This is a genomic window from Marinimicrobium locisalis (genome assembly GCF_039822625.1).
GTDB lineage: Bacteria > Pseudomonadota > Gammaproteobacteria > Pseudomonadales > Cellvibrionaceae > Marinimicrobium > Marinimicrobium locisalis.
In genome coordinates, this window is the sequence record NZ_JBDLLG010000010.1 from 46,369 (window position 1) to 65,994 (window position 19,626).

The 19,626-nt window shown below is 59.1% G+C and carries 20 protein-coding genes; 15 read left to right on the plus strand and 5 right to left on the minus strand.

The window, feature by feature from the left end:
• Position 1: 1 nt before the first annotated feature.
• Together AAE514_RS07810 and AAE514_RS07815 are read right to left on the minus strand one after the other, a co-directional pair.
• Entirely contained in the window at positions 2-1,450 is a 1,449-nt protein-coding gene (locus AAE514_RS07810) for a circularly permuted type 2 ATP-grasp protein (protein WP_347330974.1), read from the minus strand.
• A gap of 209 nt (positions 1,451-1,659) precedes the next feature.
• Complete coding sequence (locus tag AAE514_RS07815) at positions 1,660-2,322, minus strand: 2OG-Fe(II) oxygenase (protein WP_347330975.1); 663 nt, start codon at positions 2,320-2,322, stop codon at positions 1,660-1,662.
• Positions 2,323-2,615: 293 nt separating this feature from the next.
• Between AAE514_RS07815 and AAE514_RS07820 the strand changes: the two genes are divergently transcribed.
• The 6 genes from AAE514_RS07820 to AAE514_RS07845 all read left to right on the plus strand — a co-directional run bounded on the left by AAE514_RS07820 (position 2,616) and on the right by AAE514_RS07845 (position 7,055).
• Entirely contained in the window at positions 2,616-3,176 is a 561-nt protein-coding gene (locus AAE514_RS07820; protein WP_347330976.1) for a PEP-CTERM sorting domain-containing protein, read from the plus strand.
• 138 nt (positions 3,177-3,314) lie between these two features.
• Complete coding sequence (locus tag AAE514_RS07825; protein WP_347330977.1) at positions 3,315-3,587, plus strand: hypothetical protein; 273 nt, start codon at positions 3,315-3,317, stop codon at positions 3,585-3,587.
• Between the two features lie 117 nt (positions 3,588-3,704).
• Complete coding sequence (locus tag AAE514_RS07830) at positions 3,705-4,079, plus strand: Sec-independent protein translocase subunit TatA/TatB (protein ID WP_347330978.1); 375 nt, start codon at positions 3,705-3,707, stop codon at positions 4,077-4,079.
• Positions 4,063-4,848, plus strand: coding sequence for a twin-arginine translocase subunit TatC (tatC, locus tag AAE514_RS07835; protein WP_347330979.1), 786 nt, complete (start codon positions 4,063-4,065; stop codon positions 4,846-4,848). The genes AAE514_RS07830 and tatC overlap by 17 nt, the downstream gene beginning before the upstream one ends.
• 181 nt (positions 4,849-5,029) lie before the next feature.
• Positions 5,030-6,430 carry an alkaline phosphatase PhoX gene (locus tag AAE514_RS07840; protein ID WP_347330980.1) on the plus strand — a complete coding sequence of 467 codons (1,401 nt, stop codon included), beginning with the start codon at positions 5,030-5,032 and terminating at the stop codon, positions 6,428-6,430.
• A 34-nt stretch (positions 6,431-6,464) separates the two neighbouring features.
• Positions 6,465-7,055 (plus strand): PEP-CTERM sorting domain-containing protein, encoded by a 591-nt coding sequence (locus AAE514_RS07845; protein ID WP_347330981.1) that lies wholly within the window; start codon positions 6,465-6,467, stop codon positions 7,053-7,055.
• Positions 7,056-7,237: 182 nt separating this feature from the next.
• Here AAE514_RS07845 and tatA read toward each other — a convergent pair whose 3' ends face one another.
• Both tatA and AAE514_RS07855 read right to left on the minus strand, forming a co-directional pair.
• Positions 7,238-7,447, minus strand: a complete 210-nt coding sequence (tatA, locus tag AAE514_RS07850) for a twin-arginine translocase TatA/TatE family subunit (RefSeq protein ID WP_347330982.1) — start codon at positions 7,445-7,447, stop codon at positions 7,238-7,240.
• Positions 7,448-7,533: 86 nt separating this feature from the next.
• Entirely contained in the window at positions 7,534-7,869 is a 336-nt protein-coding gene (locus AAE514_RS07855) for a DUF1820 family protein (RefSeq protein WP_347330983.1), read from the minus strand.
• Between the two features lie 183 nt (positions 7,870-8,052).
• Here AAE514_RS07855 and miaB point away from each other — a divergent pair, with 183 nt between their 5' ends.
• The 5 genes from miaB (at position 8,053) to lnt (ending at position 14,052) form a co-directional block, all read left to right on the plus strand.
• Positions 8,053-9,447: a tRNA (N6-isopentenyl adenosine(37)-C2)-methylthiotransferase MiaB gene (miaB, locus tag AAE514_RS07860; RefSeq protein ID WP_347330984.1), complete on the plus strand. Its 1,395-nt coding sequence runs from the start codon at positions 8,053-8,055 to the stop codon at positions 9,445-9,447.
• Positions 9,448-10,070: 623 nt separating this feature from the next.
• A complete protein-coding gene (locus AAE514_RS07865; RefSeq protein ID WP_347330985.1) occupies positions 10,071-11,117 on the plus strand; it encodes a PhoH family protein in 1,047 nt (348 codons plus the stop codon).
• 3 nt (positions 11,118-11,120) lie between these two features.
• A complete protein-coding gene (ybeY, locus tag AAE514_RS07870) occupies positions 11,121-11,609 on the plus strand; it encodes an rRNA maturation RNase YbeY (protein WP_430623888.1) in 489 nt (162 codons plus the stop codon).
• Entirely contained in the window at positions 11,606-12,496 is an 891-nt protein-coding gene (locus tag AAE514_RS07875; protein ID WP_347330986.1) for a CorC family transporter, read from the plus strand. Before ybeY ends, AAE514_RS07875 begins: the two co-directional genes overlap by 4 nt.
• Positions 12,493-14,052 carry an apolipoprotein N-acyltransferase gene (gene lnt / locus AAE514_RS07880; RefSeq protein WP_347330987.1) on the plus strand — a complete coding sequence of 520 codons (1,560 nt, stop codon included), beginning with the start codon at positions 12,493-12,495 and terminating at the stop codon, positions 14,050-14,052. The genes AAE514_RS07875 and lnt overlap by 4 nt, the downstream gene beginning before the upstream one ends.
• On the opposite strand, the gene AAE514_RS07885 is transcribed toward lnt, so the two are convergent.
• Entirely contained in the window at positions 14,025-14,348 is a 324-nt protein-coding gene (locus AAE514_RS07885; RefSeq protein WP_430623889.1) for an ArsR/SmtB family transcription factor, read from the minus strand. The genes lnt and AAE514_RS07885 overlap by 28 nt on opposite strands.
• A gap of 189 nt (positions 14,349-14,537) precedes the next feature.
• On the opposite strand from AAE514_RS07885, the gene AAE514_RS07890 reads away from it, so the two are divergent.
• From AAE514_RS07890 to AAE514_RS07905, 4 genes are read left to right on the plus strand one after another with little or no spacing between them, the layout of a single operon-like run.
• Positions 14,538-17,129, plus strand: coding sequence for an efflux RND transporter permease subunit (locus AAE514_RS07890; protein WP_347330988.1), 2,592 nt, complete (start codon positions 14,538-14,540; stop codon positions 17,127-17,129).
• On the plus strand, positions 17,126-17,920 hold the full coding sequence (locus tag AAE514_RS07895) for an outer membrane lipoprotein-sorting protein (protein ID WP_347330989.1): 795 nt from the start codon (positions 17,126-17,128) through the stop codon (positions 17,918-17,920). Before AAE514_RS07890 ends, AAE514_RS07895 begins: the two co-directional genes overlap by 4 nt.
• A 15-nt stretch (positions 17,921-17,935) precedes the next feature.
• Positions 17,936-19,201: a hypothetical protein gene (locus tag AAE514_RS07900; RefSeq protein WP_347330990.1), complete on the plus strand. Its 1,266-nt coding sequence runs from the start codon at positions 17,936-17,938 to the stop codon at positions 19,199-19,201.
• A gap of 24 nt (positions 19,202-19,225) precedes the next feature.
• Complete coding sequence (locus AAE514_RS07905; protein ID WP_347330991.1) at positions 19,226-19,441, plus strand: YgaP family membrane protein; 216 nt, start codon at positions 19,226-19,228, stop codon at positions 19,439-19,441.
• Positions 19,442-19,626: the final 185 nt, after the last annotated feature.

Here is a 19,626-nt window from a genome sequence, read left to right on the forward strand (position 1 = left end):
ATTATTTATCCCCCTCTACCACGACCCAGGTGTCTTTGCTGCCACCACCCTGGGAGGAGTTCACGACATAGGAGCCCTTGGTCATGGCCACTCGGGTCAGCCCCCCCGGGGTCACGTGATGTTCGCGCCCCTGAAGAATAAACGGGCGCAGGTCAATGTGCCTGGGCTCGGCATTGCGCGGGGTCACCACGGGTGATGTGGATAGCGCCATTAACGGCTGGGCCATGTAGTTGCGGGGGTTGGCCTTGATTTTTTGAGCGAATGCCTCGCGCTCTTTCTTGGTGGCCTGGGGGCCCATCAGCATGCCGTAGCCGCCGGATTCGTTCGCGGGTTTGACTACCAGCTTGTCCAGATTGGCCAGGACGTAGTCCCGGTCCTTTTTGTCGTTGCACAGGTAGCTGGGCACATTGGGCAGGATCGGGTCTTCGTCCAGGTAGTATTTGATCATTTTGGGCACGTAGGTGTAGACGAGCTTATCGTCCGCCACGCCGGCGCCGGGGGCGTTGGCCAGCGCGACATTGCCCTTGAGCCAGGCGCGCATGAGGCCTGGCACGCCGAGCACGGAGTCCGGATTGAACATTTCCGGGTCGAGAAAGAGATCATCAATTCGGCGGTAGATGACATCCACTCGGGCAAGCCCGTTGATGGTGCGCATATAGACGGTATCGTCTTCCACGACCAAGTCGCTGCCTTCCACCAGCTCTACGCCCATCTGTTGAGCGAGGTAGGAGTGCTCAAAGTACGCGGAGTTGTAGATGCCCGGGGTGAGCACCACGACTTCGGGGAAGTCCAGGGGCCGGGGTGAAATGGCGGCCAAGGTGTCGAACAATTGGTTGGGGTATTCGGTCACCGGCAGTATGGCGTGATTTTCGAACAGTTCGGGCAGTACCCGTTTGGTGACTTTGCGGTTTTCGAGCATGTAGGAGACGCCCGAGGGGACCCGCAGGTTGTCTTCCAACACGTAGAGCTGGCCTTTGTGGTCGCGAATCAGGTCGGTGCCGCAGATGTGGGCCCAAACGCCCAGCGCGGGTTTCATGCCGATGCATTCGGAGCGGAAGTTTTTGGAGTCGGCCAGCAGTTCTTCGGGGAAGACGCCGTCTTTAAGGATTTTACGGTCGTTGTAGATGTCGTCGATGAAGCAGTTGAGGGCGGTCAGGCGCTGTATCAGGCCGCGCTCGGTTTTTTCCCATTCTTTTTGGGAGATAACGCGCGGGATGATGTCGAAGGGCCAGTCCCGGTCGATGTTGCCGGCGTCGCTGTAGACGGTGAAGCTGATGCCCATGGTTTTGATGGCCAGTTCGGCGGAGAGTTTGCGCTCTTGCAGTTCCTCGCCGCTGAGTGAGGCGAGGTAGTTGGCCAAGTGGCGTGCCGCTTTGCGCGGGTTGCCGGGGGAGCTGATCAGTTCGTCGTAGAAGTCACCACATGCGTATTCACGCCAGTCAATTTGCATAGCCGGGTCCCTACTGCTGTGAATGGGGGCGCTCGCGGAGCCAAGGTTTCGGCCCTGTACGGCGCCAAGCCTTTTGACGATATCATCTCATTCCACAAAGGCCAAGCTGCGCGGTGGCAGAGTCCGGTGAGGGAAAGGTGTAGGGCTGGTAAGCCTTTTGAAAAAAGGCGCACCTGCCGTAACCACACAACAGCTCCCCCTTTTTTCGCCTAACGGGCCGGGTCCGCCATCCACGCCGAACTATTATTCACCCGGAACCACCCGGCGATGCTGTTCCGCTCCCGCTGGGCGGGCAACACTTCGTGCGGAAACACTTCGCTGAGGAAGATCACCAGCTTGCCGTACTCCGGCAAGACTCTCTCCAGCTCGTGCTGGTCGTTTTCGTCGTAGATAACCAGTTCGCCACCGTCATTCGGCTGCCACTGAGGGTTGAGGTAGAAGACGGTGGACAGCACTCGGTTTGATTGGCCTTTGAAGGCGTCCACGTGTTTTTTGTAGAAGGCACCGGTGGGGTAGCTGGCGTAGTGGGCTTCGTAGTCAAACAGTCCCAGGAACAGGCGCCGGTTAAGGCCCTCTCGCAGGGTTTGCATCCAGGCGAGAAAACCCGCGGCGGCGGGGCTGTCGCCGTTGAGCCAGCAGATTTGGTCGGAGCGGACGAAGCGGTTGAGCTGGAAGTCGTCTTGCCGGCCGATGCCGGCGGGTTTGAAGTACTGCTCGGGCAGTTGTTTCAGCTCGACGAATAGGGCGTCTACCGTCTCCGGGGGTAGGGCCTGGGGCACAAGGGCGTAGCCGCGGTGCTCGAGTTGTTGGGCGATGGCGTCAAGGGTGTCCGCATTGAAGGGCTGGGCTGGAACGGCAATTTCGGGGTTCAATGAATGACTCTCGTATGTCACACTAGATAAGCAGGCTATATACACCAAAACCTGCAAAAACCCCAGCAGTTTTACGGCCTTTTTTGAGATGCGCAACCGCGCGCCAAGCTCCACTTAATTTTGACGCGCTTAACGACATACGCCCCAAGAAGTGCTGGTTGTTGGTGATTTAATTCACACTATGACAATTCGCGTAGAACTTTTCTAACGGATTAGCAACCCAACGCTAAGCTCTTATACGAAGCGGGCCACTTTTCCGCTTGGAGCTCATCACTTGTACTGAAGGAGGGTCTATGAAAATTTTACTGGCTACATTGACGTTGTTGTTCATTTCGACGACGGCGCAGGCTGTGCCTGTGCACTATGACGGAGAAATCTCCACCTCGGGAGAGTACTCTGGGACGACAGGAAACGGGGAATCACTGGCCTTTTGGGGGATAAACGCGACGGCGGGCCAAACGCTGTCCGTGGCGTTCGAAAGCTTCAGCGGCTGGATCGGCGTTGCCGGTTTGTACGAGGGAGAAATTGACGGATTGGGTGTCATCGCCAGCTTTTTTGACGATAACAAGCAGGCGCTGGGCTCGATCAGTTACCTTGGCGACCCCCTTCACGTCGAGGCGGAGAACTCGCTGCAGGACTATACCTTTACCAGCGACGGGCTTCACACCCTGGCGCTCGGTGGTATCGGCTACGAAGATCGGCTGGACTACACCATCGACGTGGCTCTGACCTCAGTGCCCGAAGCCAGCTCCTTCCTGCTGCTCTCCACCGGCTTGTTGGGCATCGTTCTGCTGCGCCGGCGGCAAAAGCACACTCCCGAACGGAAAGGAGGCTTCTCCTCCGCTATCGCTTAAGGTAGCGCCCGCAGCAAGGACGCTGCGTTTGGCCCTGCGTGCCGCCCTGCTCTCCCCCCTCCTGTTCGGACTTGCCCTTTTCGCGGTACCATTTCTTTCAGACGGCTCTCTATTCACCGGCAAGCAAGGCGCGCCTGTATGAAACGAGACTGGCGCCAGGCGCTGAAACATCACTATACCGCTACCTTGGAACAAGGCTTTCGCCAGTTCCGACAGGGTGTATCGTTCTTTTTTCTGGGAATGGTGGGCCTTTACATCGGCCAGTCCCTGTTTGAACCTTCTCTCACCCAGGAGTTGGTAGTACTTGCCAGCCTGCTGGTGGGCGGCGCCGGTTTCATTTGGGCCATGATGGCCCATTTGCGAATGCTGATCGGTCGCCTTATTCGCTTCTTTTCCCATTCCGACGATTAGCCCTCGCTCGCCCAACTCCACCGACCGCGATCACTTTCTCCACCACTGAGTTGTCACCATTTGGTCACACCCTGCTGGCAGACTGCGCCCATCACCCGAAAGAGGGAGTGCGCTCTTATGCTGGATCTTGGCTGGGCCGAGCTCAGTTTTCTCGCCGTGCTGGCATTGATTATTGTCGGCCCCAAAGACCTGCCCAAACTGGCTCGCGGGGCGGGCAAGTTGTGGGGACGCGCACAGCGGCTGTACCGCCACTCGCTTCAGAGCATCACCCGCCTGGAAAATGAAATCGAGCTGGCCAGCGGCCCGGACCAGCGCCGGGCGCCCTCCCACTACGACCTGCTGCCCGAACACGTCCGCCGCGCCATGGAAACCGCCGAACCCAGCCGGGACCCGGAGCAGGCCCGTAAAGCGGACGAGATGTACCGCGAAGCAATGACCGAGCTACGCGAGAAACAACAGAAGGAGGCCGAAGCCGATGAGCGAGGAAAATGACCTAGACATGAGCCGGGCGCCTTTGCTGGCGCACCTGGTGGAGCTTCGCCGCAGACTCATGGGCTGCCTGTTGTTTTTCACCCTCGTGCTCGGGCTTTGCTACTGGCAAGCGGAGGCCATTTACAACTTCCTCATGCAACCGCTGGTACAGGTCTTTGGTGACCTGACTGAACGGCGAATGATCTATACCGGCCTGCACGAAGCTTTTTTGACCCACCTGAAACTGTCATTTTTTGCCGCGCTGTTTTTTACCCTACCGCTGATTCTGATTCAGCTTTGGCGCTTTATCGCCCCTGGCCTCTACCGCCAGGAGCAGCGCTGGGTTTCGATATTATTTTCCCTGACCCCAGCCCTGTTTTTCGCCGGAGCGGCCCTGGCCTATTACGTGGTTTTCCCTCTGGCGTGGAATTTCTTTCTCAGTTTTGAGTCCGGCGTGGGAGAAACGGCTATCCCGGTACAGCTTGAAGCTCGCGTTAGCGAATACTTGGGGTTGGTTATTCGTCTGATTCTTGCCTTCGGGTTGGCTTTCGAACTGCCTGTGGTGCTCTTGTTGCTGGCAAAGGTCGGCATTTTGAACGCCCGGACCCTGGCGGAAAACCGCCGCTACGCGATTGTGGCGGTCTTCGCCATGGCCGCGGTCATTACGCCACCGGACCTGATTTCTCAGGTGGCGTTGGGCACCCCGGTTCTACTGCTCTACGAAGCCTCTATTTGCTTGATTCGGTTGACTGAGAAACGAGAGGCAAGAGAGGCACAGCAACTGAGTTAACCCGCCCGTGGTCAGAACCATTGGAATAACCAAATTAAAAATTTGATGGTTTTGTCATAAAAGCTTACGCGGATTTTCACATTCGGACCGTAACCTCCCGAGTTGAGCCTAGTGGGCCGCACGGATAATTCCGTATGGCCCACTAGCCGCCTGTTCAACACTCTAACCCAGGAGGTTACCCGTGAATCATAGCCCTACCGAGAAGATCCATAAAACCGACGCCCCCATGGAACCCATCGTCAACCGCCGGGACTTTATGAAAGGCGGTGCCGCCGGCGCCGCCGCCATTTCCTTCGGCGCGTTGGCCAGCAACCATGCCAACGCCTTCAGCCAGGACTATGGACCGGTGGCCCCAGTGGCCGATGACATCACCGGCCTGCCACTACTGCAGTTGCCCGAAGGCTTTACCTATCGGACCTATGGTTGGACGGGCCAAATGATGCAGGACGGTACCCCCACGCCCCCCGCACACGACGGCATGGCCGTGGTCGCCAAGCAGGGCAACACTGTCGTTATGGTTCGCAACCACGAAGTGCGCGGCGGTGGCAATGCCGTGACTTCCCCGGCCGTTTACAATCCGGCCGGCCTCGGCGGTTGCAGCAACTTGATGTTCGATGTTCAAAAAGGCCAGTGGCTCGCCTCTTACATGAGCATCAGCGGCACTTCCACCAACTGTGCCGGTGGATTGACCCCTTGGGGCACCTGGTTGACCTGTGAGGAAACCACGGCAACCTATGGCGACATGACCCACGGCTGGGTTTTTGAAGTGCCCGGCTTCGGCCTCGCCGACCCGACGCCCATCAAGGGCATGGGCCGGTTTGCTCACGAAGCGGTGGCGACCGACCCGGTCACCGGTTACGTTTACCTGACCGAGGATGCGGGCTCCACTTCCGGCTTCTACCGCTACCGGCCCAACGAGTACGGCAAGCTGCTCGCCGGCGGCACTTTGGAAATGCTGAAAATCAAAAACATGAACCAAGTGGCCATGCAAAACAGCCACGCCGACGGCACCAGCTGGGACACCGAGTGGGTCACCATCGACGACCCGGAGTCCATCGAGCCGCGCAACTTCACTCAGGGCTTTGACAAGGGCGCCGCCCGCTTCGCACGCTTGGAAGGCTGCTGGTATGACACTGGCCTGGTGTTCTTCGCTTCCACCAGTGGCGGTGGTATCGGGCGCGGCCAGATTTTCGCCTATGACCCGCGCCGGGAAAAAGTCACCCTGGTGTTTGAAACCCGCAACGAAAACACCCACCCGGTCTCTCCGGACAACCTGGCCGTGAGCCCCCGCGGTGGCATTCTGGTGTGCGAAGACCGCAGCGGCCCGCTCTCTCGCCTGATCGGGCTGAACCAAATCGGGGACGTGTTCGAGTTTGCCCGCAACAACATCGACCTGAGCGCCTCGGACATCGCCATTGCCGACGCCCACTTCCCCGGCGTCGCCAATGCCATTGACCCCGGCAGCTACACCGGCTCGGAATGGTGCGGGGCGACCTTCCACGACCGCTGGTTGTTCGTCAACCTGCAAAGCCCCGGCATTACCTTTGCCATAACCGGCCCCTGGAATCAGGGCATTTTGTAATCCTCACTTTCATCATTAAACAAAGGAGTATCCGATGAAAACGTTAATGACTGTCGTTGCACTTTTGATGTTAACCAGCGCGGCGCACGCCCTGCCCGTTCACTACTACGGTGAAATCAGTGGCAGCGGCGAGTACAGCGGTACTGTCACCAGCGCAGACGCCTGGGTCAATCCGCCCTTTGGACTGAACCAGAACAGCCAACAGATCAACCTCTGGGGCCTGAACGCCAGCGCAGGTCAGACCCTATCCCTGGCGGTGAACGGCCTGGACGGGCTGGTCGGCGGGTTCAGCCTCTACCGGGGCGAAATCACTCACAATAACCTGTTGTTCAATGTGTTCGACAACGACGGGGATGTGGGCGATGCGAGCTACCTGACGGGTACAACCACTTTTGGCGTGGACAGCTCACTGAGCGACATTCTCCTGAGCGACGACGGCTTCTACACTCTGGCCGTGGGGGGCAAAAGCTTCGGCTTCGGCACTGAGTACGACTACACCCTGGATGTGGCGATGACCTCGGTACCGGAAGCCAGCCCACTGTTCCTGATGGCCACCGGCCTTATGGGCATCGTTGCCCTGCGCCGGCGCCAGAACAAGCGTGAGCAGAAAGCGCTAACGGCATAATAAGGATGACCTCAGCCCGGCAGGGAAGCCGGCACCTACCATACCCGCCCCTCCGCTGACCCTCACGCTCCAAAGAAGCCGCAACGGCTTTGCCCGTCATGGAAAAAAGGGAAAGTCGGGAAAGACAAAACTCCGAAGGCGCGGGCGGGCGCCCACGCCAGGTTGGATCAAGCAATCAGTGCCTAACGAGCAGCGCTGTCTCGCTCCGCGTCCGTTTGCTTCAAGTGCCCCGCCAGCGCGTCCTCTTTCTCGGTATCGTCTTCCGAGACGCCCTTTTTGAAACTCTTGATGCCATCGGCCAAATCCCCCATCAACTGGGGAATTTTCCCACGACCGAATAACAGTAAAAACAGAATAACCACCAACACAATTTGCCAGACACTCAGTCCCATAACAGGCCTCCTAGAATGAAGCATCAACAGGATTTGAAGTCTGACAGGGAACTGTGACGCTGAGGTGTCAGAGCCTTGGCGGGCGGTTAACTGTCCGAACCGGGCCTGGGCATAAAGTTGCCGTGAGGAAATTGAGCGATTTTGTCGCCCTTAAAGTCGCTGATCTTACCCGTGCCCTCTTTCTCCACCTCGTCGATGCGCACGATGGCGTGCATGGGGATATAAGAGCGTTTGACACCGGCAAACTCGTTTTTCAGCTTCTCTTCGGAGGGGTCCACCACCACTTGGCTGCGCTCCCCGAAGACGAACTCTTCGACTTCGATAAAACCGTACATTTCACTCTGGTAGATGGCGCAGGCGAAAATCTCGTACACCTGCCCCTGGTTGAGAAAAATGACTTTGTAGACGGGTTTTACGGCCATAGAACGAACTCGGGTAATTCAGAGAAAACGAAAGGGCGCGAAGAATAGCACAAAACGGCCCGGGAACAGACGGTTTCCGGGTGGATTTTGGGCAATCATCCCTCGGGGACCTGTGATTTGAGCGCTAAGATCGCTATAATGCGCGACCTCTATTATTGCACACTTTTTAACCAGGTTGTTGCCATGAGCACCGATACCACAGCCCAGGCCCCCTCGCCCAAAAGCCAGCCGAAGAAGCTCTACATCAAGACCCACGGCTGCCAGATGAACGAGTACGACTCCGCCCGCATGCGCGACCTGCTGGGTGAGTCACACCAGATGGTGGCCACCGAGAACCCGGAGGAGGCGGATGTCATCCTGATCAACACCTGCTCCATCCGGGAAAAAGCGCAGGAGAAGCTTTTTCACGAGCTGGGCCGCTGGAAGTCCCTAAAAGACGCCAAACCGGACCTGAAAATCGGTGTGGGCGGCTGCGTGGCCAGCCAGGAAGGGGAGGCCATCTCCAAGCGGGCGCCCTTTGTGGACATGATTTTCGGGCCCCAGACCCTGCACCGCCTGCCGGAGATGATCGAAACCCCGCGCGGTGACAGCGCCGTGGTGGACATCAGCTTCCCCGAAATCGAGAAGTTCGACCACCTGCCCGAACCGGAATCCGACGGGGTGAGCGCCTTTGTCTCCATCATGGAAGGCTGCTCCAAGTACTGCACCTTCTGCGTGGTGCCCTACACCCGCGGCGAGGAAGTCAGCCGCCCGGCCACCGACGTGCTGGCGGAAATCGTCCACCTGGCCGGCCAGGGCGTGCGCGAAATCAACCTTCTGGGCCAAAACGTTAACGCCTACCGGGGCGAGAACAGCGACGGCAGCGTGGTGGACCTGGCCGAGCTGATTACCTACGTCGCCGCCATCGACGGCATCGACCGGATTCGCTTCACCACCTCACACCCGGTGGAATTCAGCGACTCGCTGATCGACGTGTACAATGATGTACCGGAGCTGGTCAGCCACATCCACCTGCCGGTGCAGAGCGGCTCGGACCGAATTCTGATGGCCATGAAGCGCGGCCACACGGCCCTGGAGTACAAATCCAAACTGCGCCGTTTGAAGGCCAACCGGCCCAACATCAGTTTCTCCTCGGATTTTATTATCGGCTTTCCGGGGGAAACCGAGGCGGATTTTGAGGCTACCATGAAACTGATTCATGATATTGGCTTCGACACCTCATTTAGTTTCATCTACAGCCCCCGTCCGGGCACGCCGGCATCGGATTTGCCGGATGACACGCCCATGGCGGTGAAAAAGGAACGCCTGAAAATTCTCCAGACGCGGATTACCCAGCAGGCTCAGGACATCAGCCGCAAGATGGTGGGCAACACCGAGCGGGTGCTGGTAAGCGGTTACTCGAAGAAAGACCCGGGGCAGCTGTCGGGCCGCACCGAAAACAACCGCGTGGTGAATTTCCGGTGTGACGACCCGGCGCTGATCGGCAAGTTCGCGGATATCCTGATCGAAGAGGCGCTTCCGAACTCTCTGCGGGGGACACTGTTGAGCTCCGAACTGGACCAGGATTGGGCGGCGTAAAGACCGTCCCTTCAGCAAGACCGGCCTATCCATTGAGGGAGCACTAAGGTAGTCCGGGCTCGATATCAGGTGGGCTGTTTCGGAAACGCGATGAATACGTCCGTGTAGCTCCCTCTCTTCATCCCTGAAGAGAGGGTTCCGAAACAGCCCACCTGACACCGCGCCCTCCGAGGCTGATTCACGCTCGACGCTACGTAGCGACTTAGGCTTTCGGCTACTTCCGAGGACTCGATACCGTGCCCTCCGAGATAGATTTGCGCTTCATGGCCACTGCCTATGGCCCTTTACGCAATTGGACTATTAGCACCGAGGGCCGGGAAGGGGAAGACCTTTCAAGACCGTGGAGCGCGGGATTCGCGATTCGAGCCCCCAAGGGCCGCTCTATGGCATCCGTGCCATCGCGGCATTAGTGAATCCCTTCACGTCACGGGTTTACGGCGTGTCTTGAAAGGTCTTCCCCTTCTCGGACCGGACCCTCTACGAAGCACAACCGAACACCGTTTATAACCCATGGTTCATAAAACCCCTGGGCTAAGAAACAAACAACCGAAAAATCGCCTTTTCGCCGTCGGTTGAATGGTTTAGGCTTTAAGTAACACCAGAGACAGGAGAACCAACCCTCTTTGAATAATCATGCAGTAACCAGCCCCAAAACCGTCACCCAGCGTGTCACGCTGGAGCCAGACGATAATCGCCGCCTCGCCAGCCTCTGCGGTCAATTCGACGAGCACCTGAGGCAAATTGAAGGGCGCCTCAACATCGAAATCCAAAACCGAGGCAACCAGTTCGCGCTCACCGGCAACGCCAAAACCACCGAAACCGCCGCCGAACTGCTCAAACACCTCTACCGCGAAACCGACCAGGCAGAGCTCACCCCGGACGAGATTCACCTCGCCCTGCAAACCTCTGGCATTGAGGACCTTATGGACCAACTGAACGATCGCGCCCCCGAAGAGGGTACCGCCGAATCCGGTTCGGGCACCGGCGCGGGCAACGGCATGACCCTGATCCGCACCAAAAAGTGCACCATCAAACCCCGGGGCGGCAACCAGCAGCAGTACGTCAAAGCGGTTCAGACCAATGATATAAACTTCGGCACCGGCCCGGCCGGTACGGGCAAAACTTACCTGGCCGTAGCCTGCGCGGTCGAGGCCCTGCTCAAGGACGAAGTGGAGCGGATTCTGCTGGTACGCCCAGCGGTAGAGGCCGGTGAGAAGCTGGGCTTCCTGCCCGGGGACCTGGCCCAGAAGGTCGACCCCTACCTGCGCCCCCTGTACGACGCGCTGTTTGAGATGCTCGGCTTCGAGACCGTGGGCAAGCTGATCGAACGCAACGTCATTGAAGTCGCGCCCCTGGCCTACATGCGCGGGCGGACGCTGAGCAACGCTTTCGTGATTCTGGATGAGAGCCAGAACACCACCCGGGAGCAAATGAAAATGTTCCTGACTCGCATCGGCTTTGGCTCCACGGCAGTCATCACCGGTGACCCCAGCCAGATTGACCTGCCCAAGGGCCAGAAATCCGGCCTGCGGCATGCGATCGAAGTGCTCTCGAACGTCAACGGCATCAGTTTTACCCACTTCAGTGCCAAAGACGTGGTGCGCCACCCGCTGGTGCAGCGCATCGTCGAGGCCTATGACGCTTTCGACGAAACCAACCCGGAAGACTGAGGCGTGCACGTTCATATCGACATCGCCGTCGCCACCGACGGCGGCGGCCTCCCCTCGCACGAGCAAATGGAACGCTGGATCACCGCCGCGCTGGAAGCCGACGCGAGCCGCGAGCAGGCCGAAGTCAGCGTCTGTGTGGTGGATGAGCCCGGCAGCCAAGCGCTCAACCACCGCTATCGGGGCAAAGACAAACCCACCAACGTGCTTTCCTTCCCCGCCGACCTCCCGCCCGAGTTGAACCTGCCCCTACTGGGGGACTTGGTCATCTGTGCCCCCGTGGTGGCGCAAGAAGCGGCTGCTCAGGGGAAAACGCCGGAAGCCCATTGGGCTCACATGCTTGTGCATGGCACCTTGCATTTGCTAGGTTATGACCATATTGACTCGGCTGAGGCCGAGGTTATGGAAAGTCTGGAAACCCACATTCTGACTCGGTTACACTACCCGGCTCCTTACGCCGATGATGGCTCTAAACAGGACAGATTGACCTCATGAGTGACGACCCGTCGAGTAGCAGCCTTTCGCGCAACTCCGATAAGAACGACCGAAACGACAAGTCCGACAAGGGCGACCGATCCTGGCTGCACAAGCTGATGCAAGCCTTCAACGGCGAGCCCCAGTCCCGCGAGGAACTGCTGGAAATCATCAAGGAAGCGGCCAACAATAAACTGTTGGACCAGGAAGCGCTGAATATCATCGAAGGGGCCATGGATGTGTCCTCCCTCCAGGCTCGCGAGCTGATGATCCCCCGCTCCCAAATCGTCGCGATCCGTAGCGACGAAAGCCCGAAAGAATTTCTGCACAAAATCATCGAGTCCGGTCACTCCCGCTTCCCGGTCATCGGGGAGAGCTTTGACGACATTAAGGGCATTCTGCTCGCCAAGGACCTGCTGCGCATGATGCTGGAGGAGAACACCGACTTCAGCCTGGATTCCATTTTGCGCCCGGCCAACATTATTCCCGAAAGCAAACGGGTAAATGTACTGCTGCGCGAGTTCCGGGAGAAGCGCTACCACATGGCGCTGGTGATCGACGAGTACGGCGGCATCGCCGGGCTACTGACCATTGAGGATATTCTGGAAGAAATCGTCGGCGAAATTGAAGATGAAACCGATGAAGAGGTCAGCGACGAATTCATCAAGCGGGTGAGCGACAGCGACTACATCGTCAAAGCCCTCACCCCCATTGACGATTTCAACGACCATTTTAATGCCGGCCTGAGCGAAGAGGATTTCGACACCATTGGCGGCATTCTGATGCAGGAATTCGGTCACCTCCCCAAGCGCAACGAAGTGGCCACCATCGACAACTTTCAGTTCCGGGTGCTGTACGCGGATAATCGCCAGATTCACCTGGTCAGATTGACCCTCATCGACGAATGACCACCCCGTTCTCTGCGCTGGCGCGCCTACCCGGCTGGGCCGCTACACTGCTGTGCGCGCTCGCCGGCGCCCTGGTCCCCCTGAGTTTTGCGCCCTTCAACCTCTGGCCCCTGGCCATGGTGGGGCTGTTCGCCTTTCTCTGCCTGCTGCATCGCCGCTCCGGCCGCAGCGCCTGGTGGCGAGCCTGGGCGTTTGGCCTGGGCCTCTATGGCGTGGGCGTTTCCTGGATTTACATCAGCATCCACACCTACGGCAACGCCCCGGCCCCCCTGGCCGCTACCATGGTGGGGCTATTCCTGCTGTTTGTGGGGTTGGTATTCAGCCTGCCGTTCTACCTCTACGGTCGTTGGTTCAGCCACCACCGCTTCGGCCCCCTGTTGGCCTTTCCCGCCCTGTACCTGCTGGGTGAATGGCTCCGGGGCTGGTTACTGACCGGCTTCCCCTGGCTGTATTTGGGCTACGGCCACATCGACACCTGGCTGGCCGGCTGGGCACCGGTGCTCGGCGTTCTGGGGGTCAGCCTGTTAGTGCTTTTTACGGTCAGCGCGCTCGCCCACGGCCTACTAACGGCCCCCCGGCACTGGAAACCCTGGGTGCCCGCCCTCCTGGTGCTCGTCCTGTGGCCGGCGGGCTTCGCATTCCAACAAGCCGAGTGGACCGCCCCCGTGGGAGAGCCGGTATCGGTAGGCATGGTCCAGCCAAACATTCCGCAAGAATTGAAATGGGACCCGAGTTTCGTTCAACCCACCTTGGACCGGCTGGACAGCCTGAGCGAGGGACTCTGGGACAACGACTGGCTAATTTGGCCCGAGGCGGCCATCCCCAAGGTCTACCACCAGATGTTGCCCTACCTGAACGAACTCAACACCCGGGCGGAGGAAACCAACACTGGCCTGATTACCGGCATCATTTTCGATGACGCGCAAAAGCGGGCCTTCTATAACAGCGTCGTGGGCCTGGGGCCGGCGCTGGGCATCTACCACAAGCGCCGGTTGGTACCCTTCGGTGAATATGTGCCGCTGGAGTCCCAACTGCGGGGCCTGATCGACTTCTTCGACCTGCCCACCTCCATCATTCACCAGGGGCCCTGGGAACAACGGGGCCTACAGATAGGTTCGGTGGGTATTTCCGCCTTGATTTGCTACGAAGTCGTCTACCCCGACCTGGTTGCCCGCAGCGCCCGCGAAAGCCAGGTTCTTCTTACCATCAGCAACGATGCCTGGTTTGCCGACTCCATCGGCCCCCTGCAACACATGCAGATGGCCCGCATGCGGGCCCTGGAAACCCGCCGGCCAATGATTCGTGCCACCAATAACGGGGTCAGCGCTTTTGTGGACCACCGCGGGCAGATTGAGAAGCGGGCGGAGCAGTTTGTCCAGACCAACCTTGAGGGCACCATTCAGCCCCGCAGCGGCAATACCCCCTTTATGGTCTGGGGAAGCTGGCCTGTGGTGGTGTTGTGTGGGTTGGTGTTGGTCTTTTTGGGGGTATGGAGGCGGCATAAGCGAAGCGCATCCGCCACTCCCCCTCACTTAGCCAATAACCCCGGACAATAAATCGACTGCAGCGTCTCAATCACCCTAAGCGCCCTCTCTCCTTCCAGGCGGTAATACACGGTCTGTGCCTCTTTCCGAGTCGCCACCAGGCCCGCCCGACGCAGGTTCGCCAAGTGCTGGGAAAGCGCCGACTGGCTCAGGGGAATTTGCTCATTGAGCTCCCCCACGGACATTTCCCCCGCCCCGAGGGTGCATAACACCATCAGGCGATGTTCGTTACCCATCTGCTTCAGCAGCTCAGCCGCCTCGCGGCTGTGAGCCTGCATTTGCTCCAGCCCCATCGTCAAATCATTCATTACTGGCCTCAACCGCTCGTTCAATACGCCCAATACACCGGATTTCCCACGTAAAGTCAATAGCTCTAAATTAGATTATTCTAATTTAGAAAATTAATGACTATTCCGCTCCAGCCCTAGTGACAAGCGTCGATTTATAGAGTATTTTAGATTTATCTACTTTAGATTTAACTAATATTGGAGACCGGAATGGCCAATCGACGGCACGCTTCACTCACCCACTGGGCCACCACCCACCGAAAAACCGTGTTTTGGGGGCTGGGGCTGCTCACCCTAGCCTTCACCGCCCTGCTGCCGCTGATCCAGATCGATACCGATCCGGAGAACATGCTGCCCGCGGACAACCCCGACCGGGTATTTCACAACCAGGTCCAGGAGCGGTTCAATATGCACGACACGCTTGTCGTGGGCATGGTGCACCCGGAGGGTATCTACCAGCCACGACTTCTGGCCGACCTGCACAGCGTCACCCGCTATGCCGAGCAGTTAGAGGGTGTCATCACTCCGGACGTGATGTCTCTGGCCTCCGTGGACAACATTACCCAAGGCGAGCAGAACACCTTGCGCTTCGAGTGGATGATGCGCACGCCACCCGAATCGGCCGAACAGGCGCAGCGCATCCGCACTCAGGTGGAAAACCTGCCCTTGCTGTATGACACCCTGGTCTCCACCGACGGCAAAGCCGCCTCGGTGTATATTCCCATTGAAGACAAAAACCAGAGCTACGCCCTCAGCCGCCAGATTCAACGGCACATCGACACCCTGGACTCCGAAGCCGAGTGGCACCTGACCGGCCTGCCCGTGGCCGAAGACCGATTCGGGCACGAAATGTTTGTCCAGATGGGAATCTCCGCCCCCCTGGCCGGGCTCATGATCTTTCTGTTGCTGTGGGTGTTCTTCCGCAATATTCCCTTCATTCTCTCGCCGATGATCGTCGCCCTGGCCACCGTGCTCATTACCATGGGCGCGCTGATCGGCGCCGGGTTTACCGTGCACATCATGTCCTCCATGATCGCGATCTTTCTTATGCCCATCGCGGTGGTGGACTCCGTGCACATTCTTTCGGAGTTTGCCGATCGCTACCGTCGCGGCGCCTCCGCCAAGGCGGTAGTCACCGAGGTGATGTCCCACCTGTTCAAGCCGATGTTGCTCACCTCCATCACCTCGGCCGTGGGCTTCTTCTCGTTGATGCTCACGCCGATTCCGCCGGTCCAGGTGTTCGGCTTCTTCGTGGGGCTGGGTATTTTGCTCGCCTTTGCGATCACCATTGTAGTCATACCCACCTACCTGACTAGCCTGAACCCTCAAACGCTGGACCGAATGGTCGAGCGCCTCCCCGAGGAGGGCAAAACCAAACTGGCCGGGGCCTTAATCGCCCTGGGCCGCGGCGCGCGTGTTCGGGCCCGGCTTTGGCTGCTGGGGTTTGCCACGGTATTCGCCCTGTCGGTGTGGGGCATCACCCAGATTCAAATTAATGACAACCCGGTACGCTGGTTCAAGGCGGACCACGAACTGCGCGTGGCCGACCGTACCCTGAACGATCACTTTGCCGGCACCTACGATGCCTACCTGGTATTCGACTCGGACACCGCGCCGGCCCAACAGGCAGGCTCGGTTCTGGAGGAGGTGTTAGCCTCGGGTAAGCTCAGCGAGGAACACCAGCAATGGCTGGCCGGGCAACGCCAGCAACTCGCCGGCGAGCGAAGCCTGTCGGACTTGGTGCTGGCGCTGGATGATCGACTGTTCGACGCCGCGGGCCAAGACGTGCGCGTGCTGGAAGCCGTTCTGGAGGATTTGGAGCAAATCCAAAGCCGGGGCCAGACGTTCCTGCAGCCGGACATCCTTGCCTACCTCGGTCGGCTAGAAACCCATCTGGTCGACAGCGGGCTGGTGGGTAAAAGCAACAGCCTGGCGGATGTGGTCAAAACCGTAAACCGGGAACTGCGCTCGGGCGATGCCAAGGACTTCCAATTGCCCAACAGCGCCAACGGCGTGTCCCAAACCCTGCTGCAGTATCAGTCCTCTCACCGGCCTCAGGACCTGTGGCACTTCGTTACGCCGGACTACCGCTCAAGCCTCATCTGGCTGCAACTGACCAGCGGCGACAATCAACACATGAGCGCCGTGGTGGAGGCGGTGGAGCGCTACGTGCAGTCCCACCCTCTCCCCGAAGAGTTAACCCTGCAGTGGGCGGGGAAAAGCTACCTGAACGTGGTGTGGCAATCGGAAATGGTGGAGGGCATGGCCACCAGCTTGCTCAGCGCCTTCGTCATCGTGTTGGTGATGATGGTCCTGCTGTTCCGCTCACTCTGGTTCGGGCTCATCTCCATGCTACCCCTGACCCTGACCATCACCGCCATCTACGGTTTGATTGGCTGGATCGGAAAAGACTATGACATGCCTATCGCCGTGCTCTCGGCGCTGACGCTCGGCCTATCCATCGACTTTGCCATTCACTTTGTCGAACGGGCTCGGGCCACCGTCCGGGAGACCGGTAACTGGTCCGAGACGCTGGATGTCATGTTCCGCGAGCCGGCCCGTGCCATTGCCCGCAACGCCGTCGTCATTGCCGTGGGTTTCACCCCACTGCTACTGGCTCCGCTGGTGCCTTACATCACCGTGGGCGCCTTTTTGGCATCGATCATGGCGCTCTCGGCACTGGTGACGCTCATCCTTCTGCCGGTGGTTATGACGCTATTGCGTCGGCCGCTGTTCGGCCTACGAGAGGCCAATGCCACCCCCACGTCTTCCGCTCAACAGAACAGGAGCACAACACTATGAAATGGTTAAACCTTATTACCGCACCCGCTTTAACCTTGCTCGCCCTGGCCGCCCATGGCACAGAGCCGATGACTGATGCCCGAGCCATCGTCGAAGAGGCCGAGCAAGTGGCCTTCTATTCCGGCGAGGACGGCCGCACCGAAGCGAGGATGCTGATTACCGACAGCCAGGACCGCCGACAGGTACGTCAATTCTCCCTGTTGCGCCGCACCCGTGAGGACGGCCGCACGCAGGACATGATGGTGTTCTTCTCCCGGCCGGCGGACGTGCGCAATACCGTGTTCCGGGTCATTAAACGAGTCGGCACCGAGGACGACCGTTGGCTCTATCTGCCGGGGCTCGATCTGGTCAAACGCATTTCCGCCGGTGACAAACGCACTTCTTTTGTCGGTTCGCACTTTTATTATGAAGATGTCTCCGGGCGCAACACGCAACTGGATAACTACGAACTGCTGGAAACCACGGAGCGCACCTATCGCTTAAAAGGCACGCCCAAAGCGCCGGACACCGTGGAGTTCGACCACTACATCGTCACCATCGACCGGGAGACCATGCTGCCCGTGGGCACTGACTACATCAATGCTCGGGGCGAAACCTACCGGCAGATGGAGGTGCTCAAAGTGGAAACCATCGAGGGTTACCCCACCGTCTTGCACTCGGTCATGCGCGACCTGGAAAGCGGCGGCCAAACCGAGATGCAGTTTCGCAACGTGGCCTACGACCTGGGGCTGCCGGAATCGGTATTTTCCGAGCGCAGCCTGCGCAATCCACCCACTGAATGGCTCGACTGATTGCAGGAGAATCGCGTGAGAACATTATTGTTTACGTTCGCACTGCTCGCCGCCTCCGCCCAAGCGGAGGACGGGTGGGAAGACTGGGAGAGCGGCGGTGAGTGGGAACCGGAAGCAGACGCCGCCGTTCCCCTCTACGGTTTTGTGGAACTGGCAGCCGGACAGCGCCTGAGCCATAGCCCCTACCACGACGGCTCCACACTGGGCGAAGCCCGGCTGCGCCTGGAGACCGAACACTCAGTCAAGTCGTTAAACCTGAGCGCCAAGGGCGACCTGTGGTATGACACGGTGCTGGAAAAGTGGAAGACCGATACCCGAGAGCTCACGGTTCAGAAAACCTTGAGCAAAATGGACATCAAACTCGGCCGGCAAGTCGTTACCTGGGGAACCGGCGATTATCTGTTCCTCAACGACTTATTCGCCAAAGACTGGCAATCTTTTTTTATCGGCCGGGACGATGAATACCTCAAGGGCGCCTCGGACTCGCTCCGGCTGACAGGGTACTTCGAGCTGCTGAACCTCGACCTGGTTTGGACGCCCTCCTTCACCCCCGACCGATACCCGACCGGCGAACGCCTGTCGCTGTTTGAGCCGGGCCGCGGACACGTGATCGGCGAGGACAACCCCATCGCCACTCGCACGCCCGAGGATGACGAATGGGCCCTTCGCCTGTACCGGAACCTGGGTTCCACCGAGTTCGCCCTTTACGGCTATGACGGCTACCACAAAAGCCCCAATGCCTCGAACGCCCAAGGCCGCGCCACCTTTACCGAGCTGACCGTTCTCGGCGCCTCCGTGCGACGCCCCATTGGCGAAGGCCTAGTCAATGCGGAAATCGCTCACCACGACAGCACCGAGGACGAGCAGGGCCACAACCCCCGCATCTCCAACAGCCAGTGGCGGGTTTTGGTGGGCTATGAACGGGAGCTGGCCACGCGCCTGACCGCAGGCTTTCAAGGCTACCTGGAACAGACTCAGGACTACGAGGCCCTTCTGGCTCACAGCCCCGCCCCCGAAAGGGAGGCGGAAGAAAATCGCACCCTGCTAACCACCCGCCTGACCTGGCGGGACGCCCGCGACCGGCTGACGCTGTCACTGTTCGCCTTCTATTCGCCCAGCGATGAAGACGGCTACCTGCGCCCGAAAGTGGACTACCGCTTCAACGACAACCTGAGTCTCACCGCCGGGGCCAACCTGTTCCGGGGGTCGGAGCCCCACAGCTTCTTCGGACAATTCGAAGACAATAGCAACGCCTACGCCCGTTTGCGCTACGCGTTTTAACATCGACCAATAGAGGAAAACACCATGAGTCTAGAACGTGCCGTCACCGCCTTCGCCGGTATGATGATCCTACTCTCCGTCGCCCTAACCGTCTGGGTTCACCCGGGCTTCATCTGGCTGACGGTGTTTGTGGGAGCCAATCTGTTTCAGCAATCCTTCACGGGTTTTTGCCCCGCCGCCTCGGCGATGCGCAAGCTCTTCGGCTTGAAAACCGAAGCGGAGTTGGCGCGGTTGGGCTGAGAACACAACATCCCATAAAGCAGCAGCGCTATGCAGCGGAGTCGTGCTCGACGCCCCACCCGGGAAAGACGAGCACGGCAGGGTGACAACGGAGCGCGCGAGCCAAAGCTTTGGCGGTCGGGTCATCCGAGCCCAACCCCGTGGAAAATGGCATTTCAAACCACGGAGTTCCAAATCTGTGGGCC

Coding starts and splice junctions, on each gene's coding strand:
- AAE514_RS07905 (WP_347330991.1), top strand. CDS start 19,226: ATGAGTCTAGAACGTGCCGTCACCGCCTTCGCCGGTATGATGATCCTA.
- AAE514_RS07845 (WP_347330981.1), top strand. CDS start 6,465: ATGAAAACGTTAATGACTGTCGTTGCACTTTTGATGTTAACCAGCGCG.
- AAE514_RS07890 (WP_347330988.1), top strand. CDS start 14,538: ATGGCCAATCGACGGCACGCTTCACTCACCCACTGGGCCACCACCCAC.
- AAE514_RS07885 (WP_430623889.1), bottom strand. CDS start 14,348: ATGAATGATTTGACGATGGGGCTGGAGCAAATGCAGGCTCACAGCCGC.
- lnt (WP_347330987.1), top strand. CDS start 12,493: ATGACCACCCCGTTCTCTGCGCTGGCGCGCCTACCCGGCTGGGCCGCT.
- miaB (WP_347330984.1), top strand. CDS start 8,053: ATGAGCACCGATACCACAGCCCAGGCCCCCTCGCCCAAAAGCCAGCCG.
- AAE514_RS07875 (WP_347330986.1), top strand. CDS start 11,606: ATGAGTGACGACCCGTCGAGTAGCAGCCTTTCGCGCAACTCCGATAAG.
- tatC (WP_347330979.1), top strand. CDS start 4,063: ATGAGCGAGGAAAATGACCTAGACATGAGCCGGGCGCCTTTGCTGGCG.
- AAE514_RS07830 (WP_347330978.1), top strand. CDS start 3,705: ATGCTGGATCTTGGCTGGGCCGAGCTCAGTTTTCTCGCCGTGCTGGCA.
- AAE514_RS07895 (WP_347330989.1), top strand. CDS start 17,126: ATGAAATGGTTAAACCTTATTACCGCACCCGCTTTAACCTTGCTCGCC.
- tatA (WP_347330982.1), bottom strand. CDS start 7,447: ATGGGACTGAGTGTCTGGCAAATTGTGTTGGTGGTTATTCTGTTTTTA.
- AAE514_RS07855 (WP_347330983.1), bottom strand. CDS start 7,869: ATGGCCGTAAAACCCGTCTACAAAGTCATTTTTCTCAACCAGGGGCAG.
- AAE514_RS07810 (WP_347330974.1), bottom strand. CDS start 1,450: ATGCAAATTGACTGGCGTGAATACGCATGTGGTGACTTCTACGACGAA.
- AAE514_RS07825 (WP_347330977.1), top strand. CDS start 3,315: ATGAAACGAGACTGGCGCCAGGCGCTGAAACATCACTATACCGCTACC.
- AAE514_RS07820 (WP_347330976.1), top strand. CDS start 2,616: ATGAAAATTTTACTGGCTACATTGACGTTGTTGTTCATTTCGACGACG.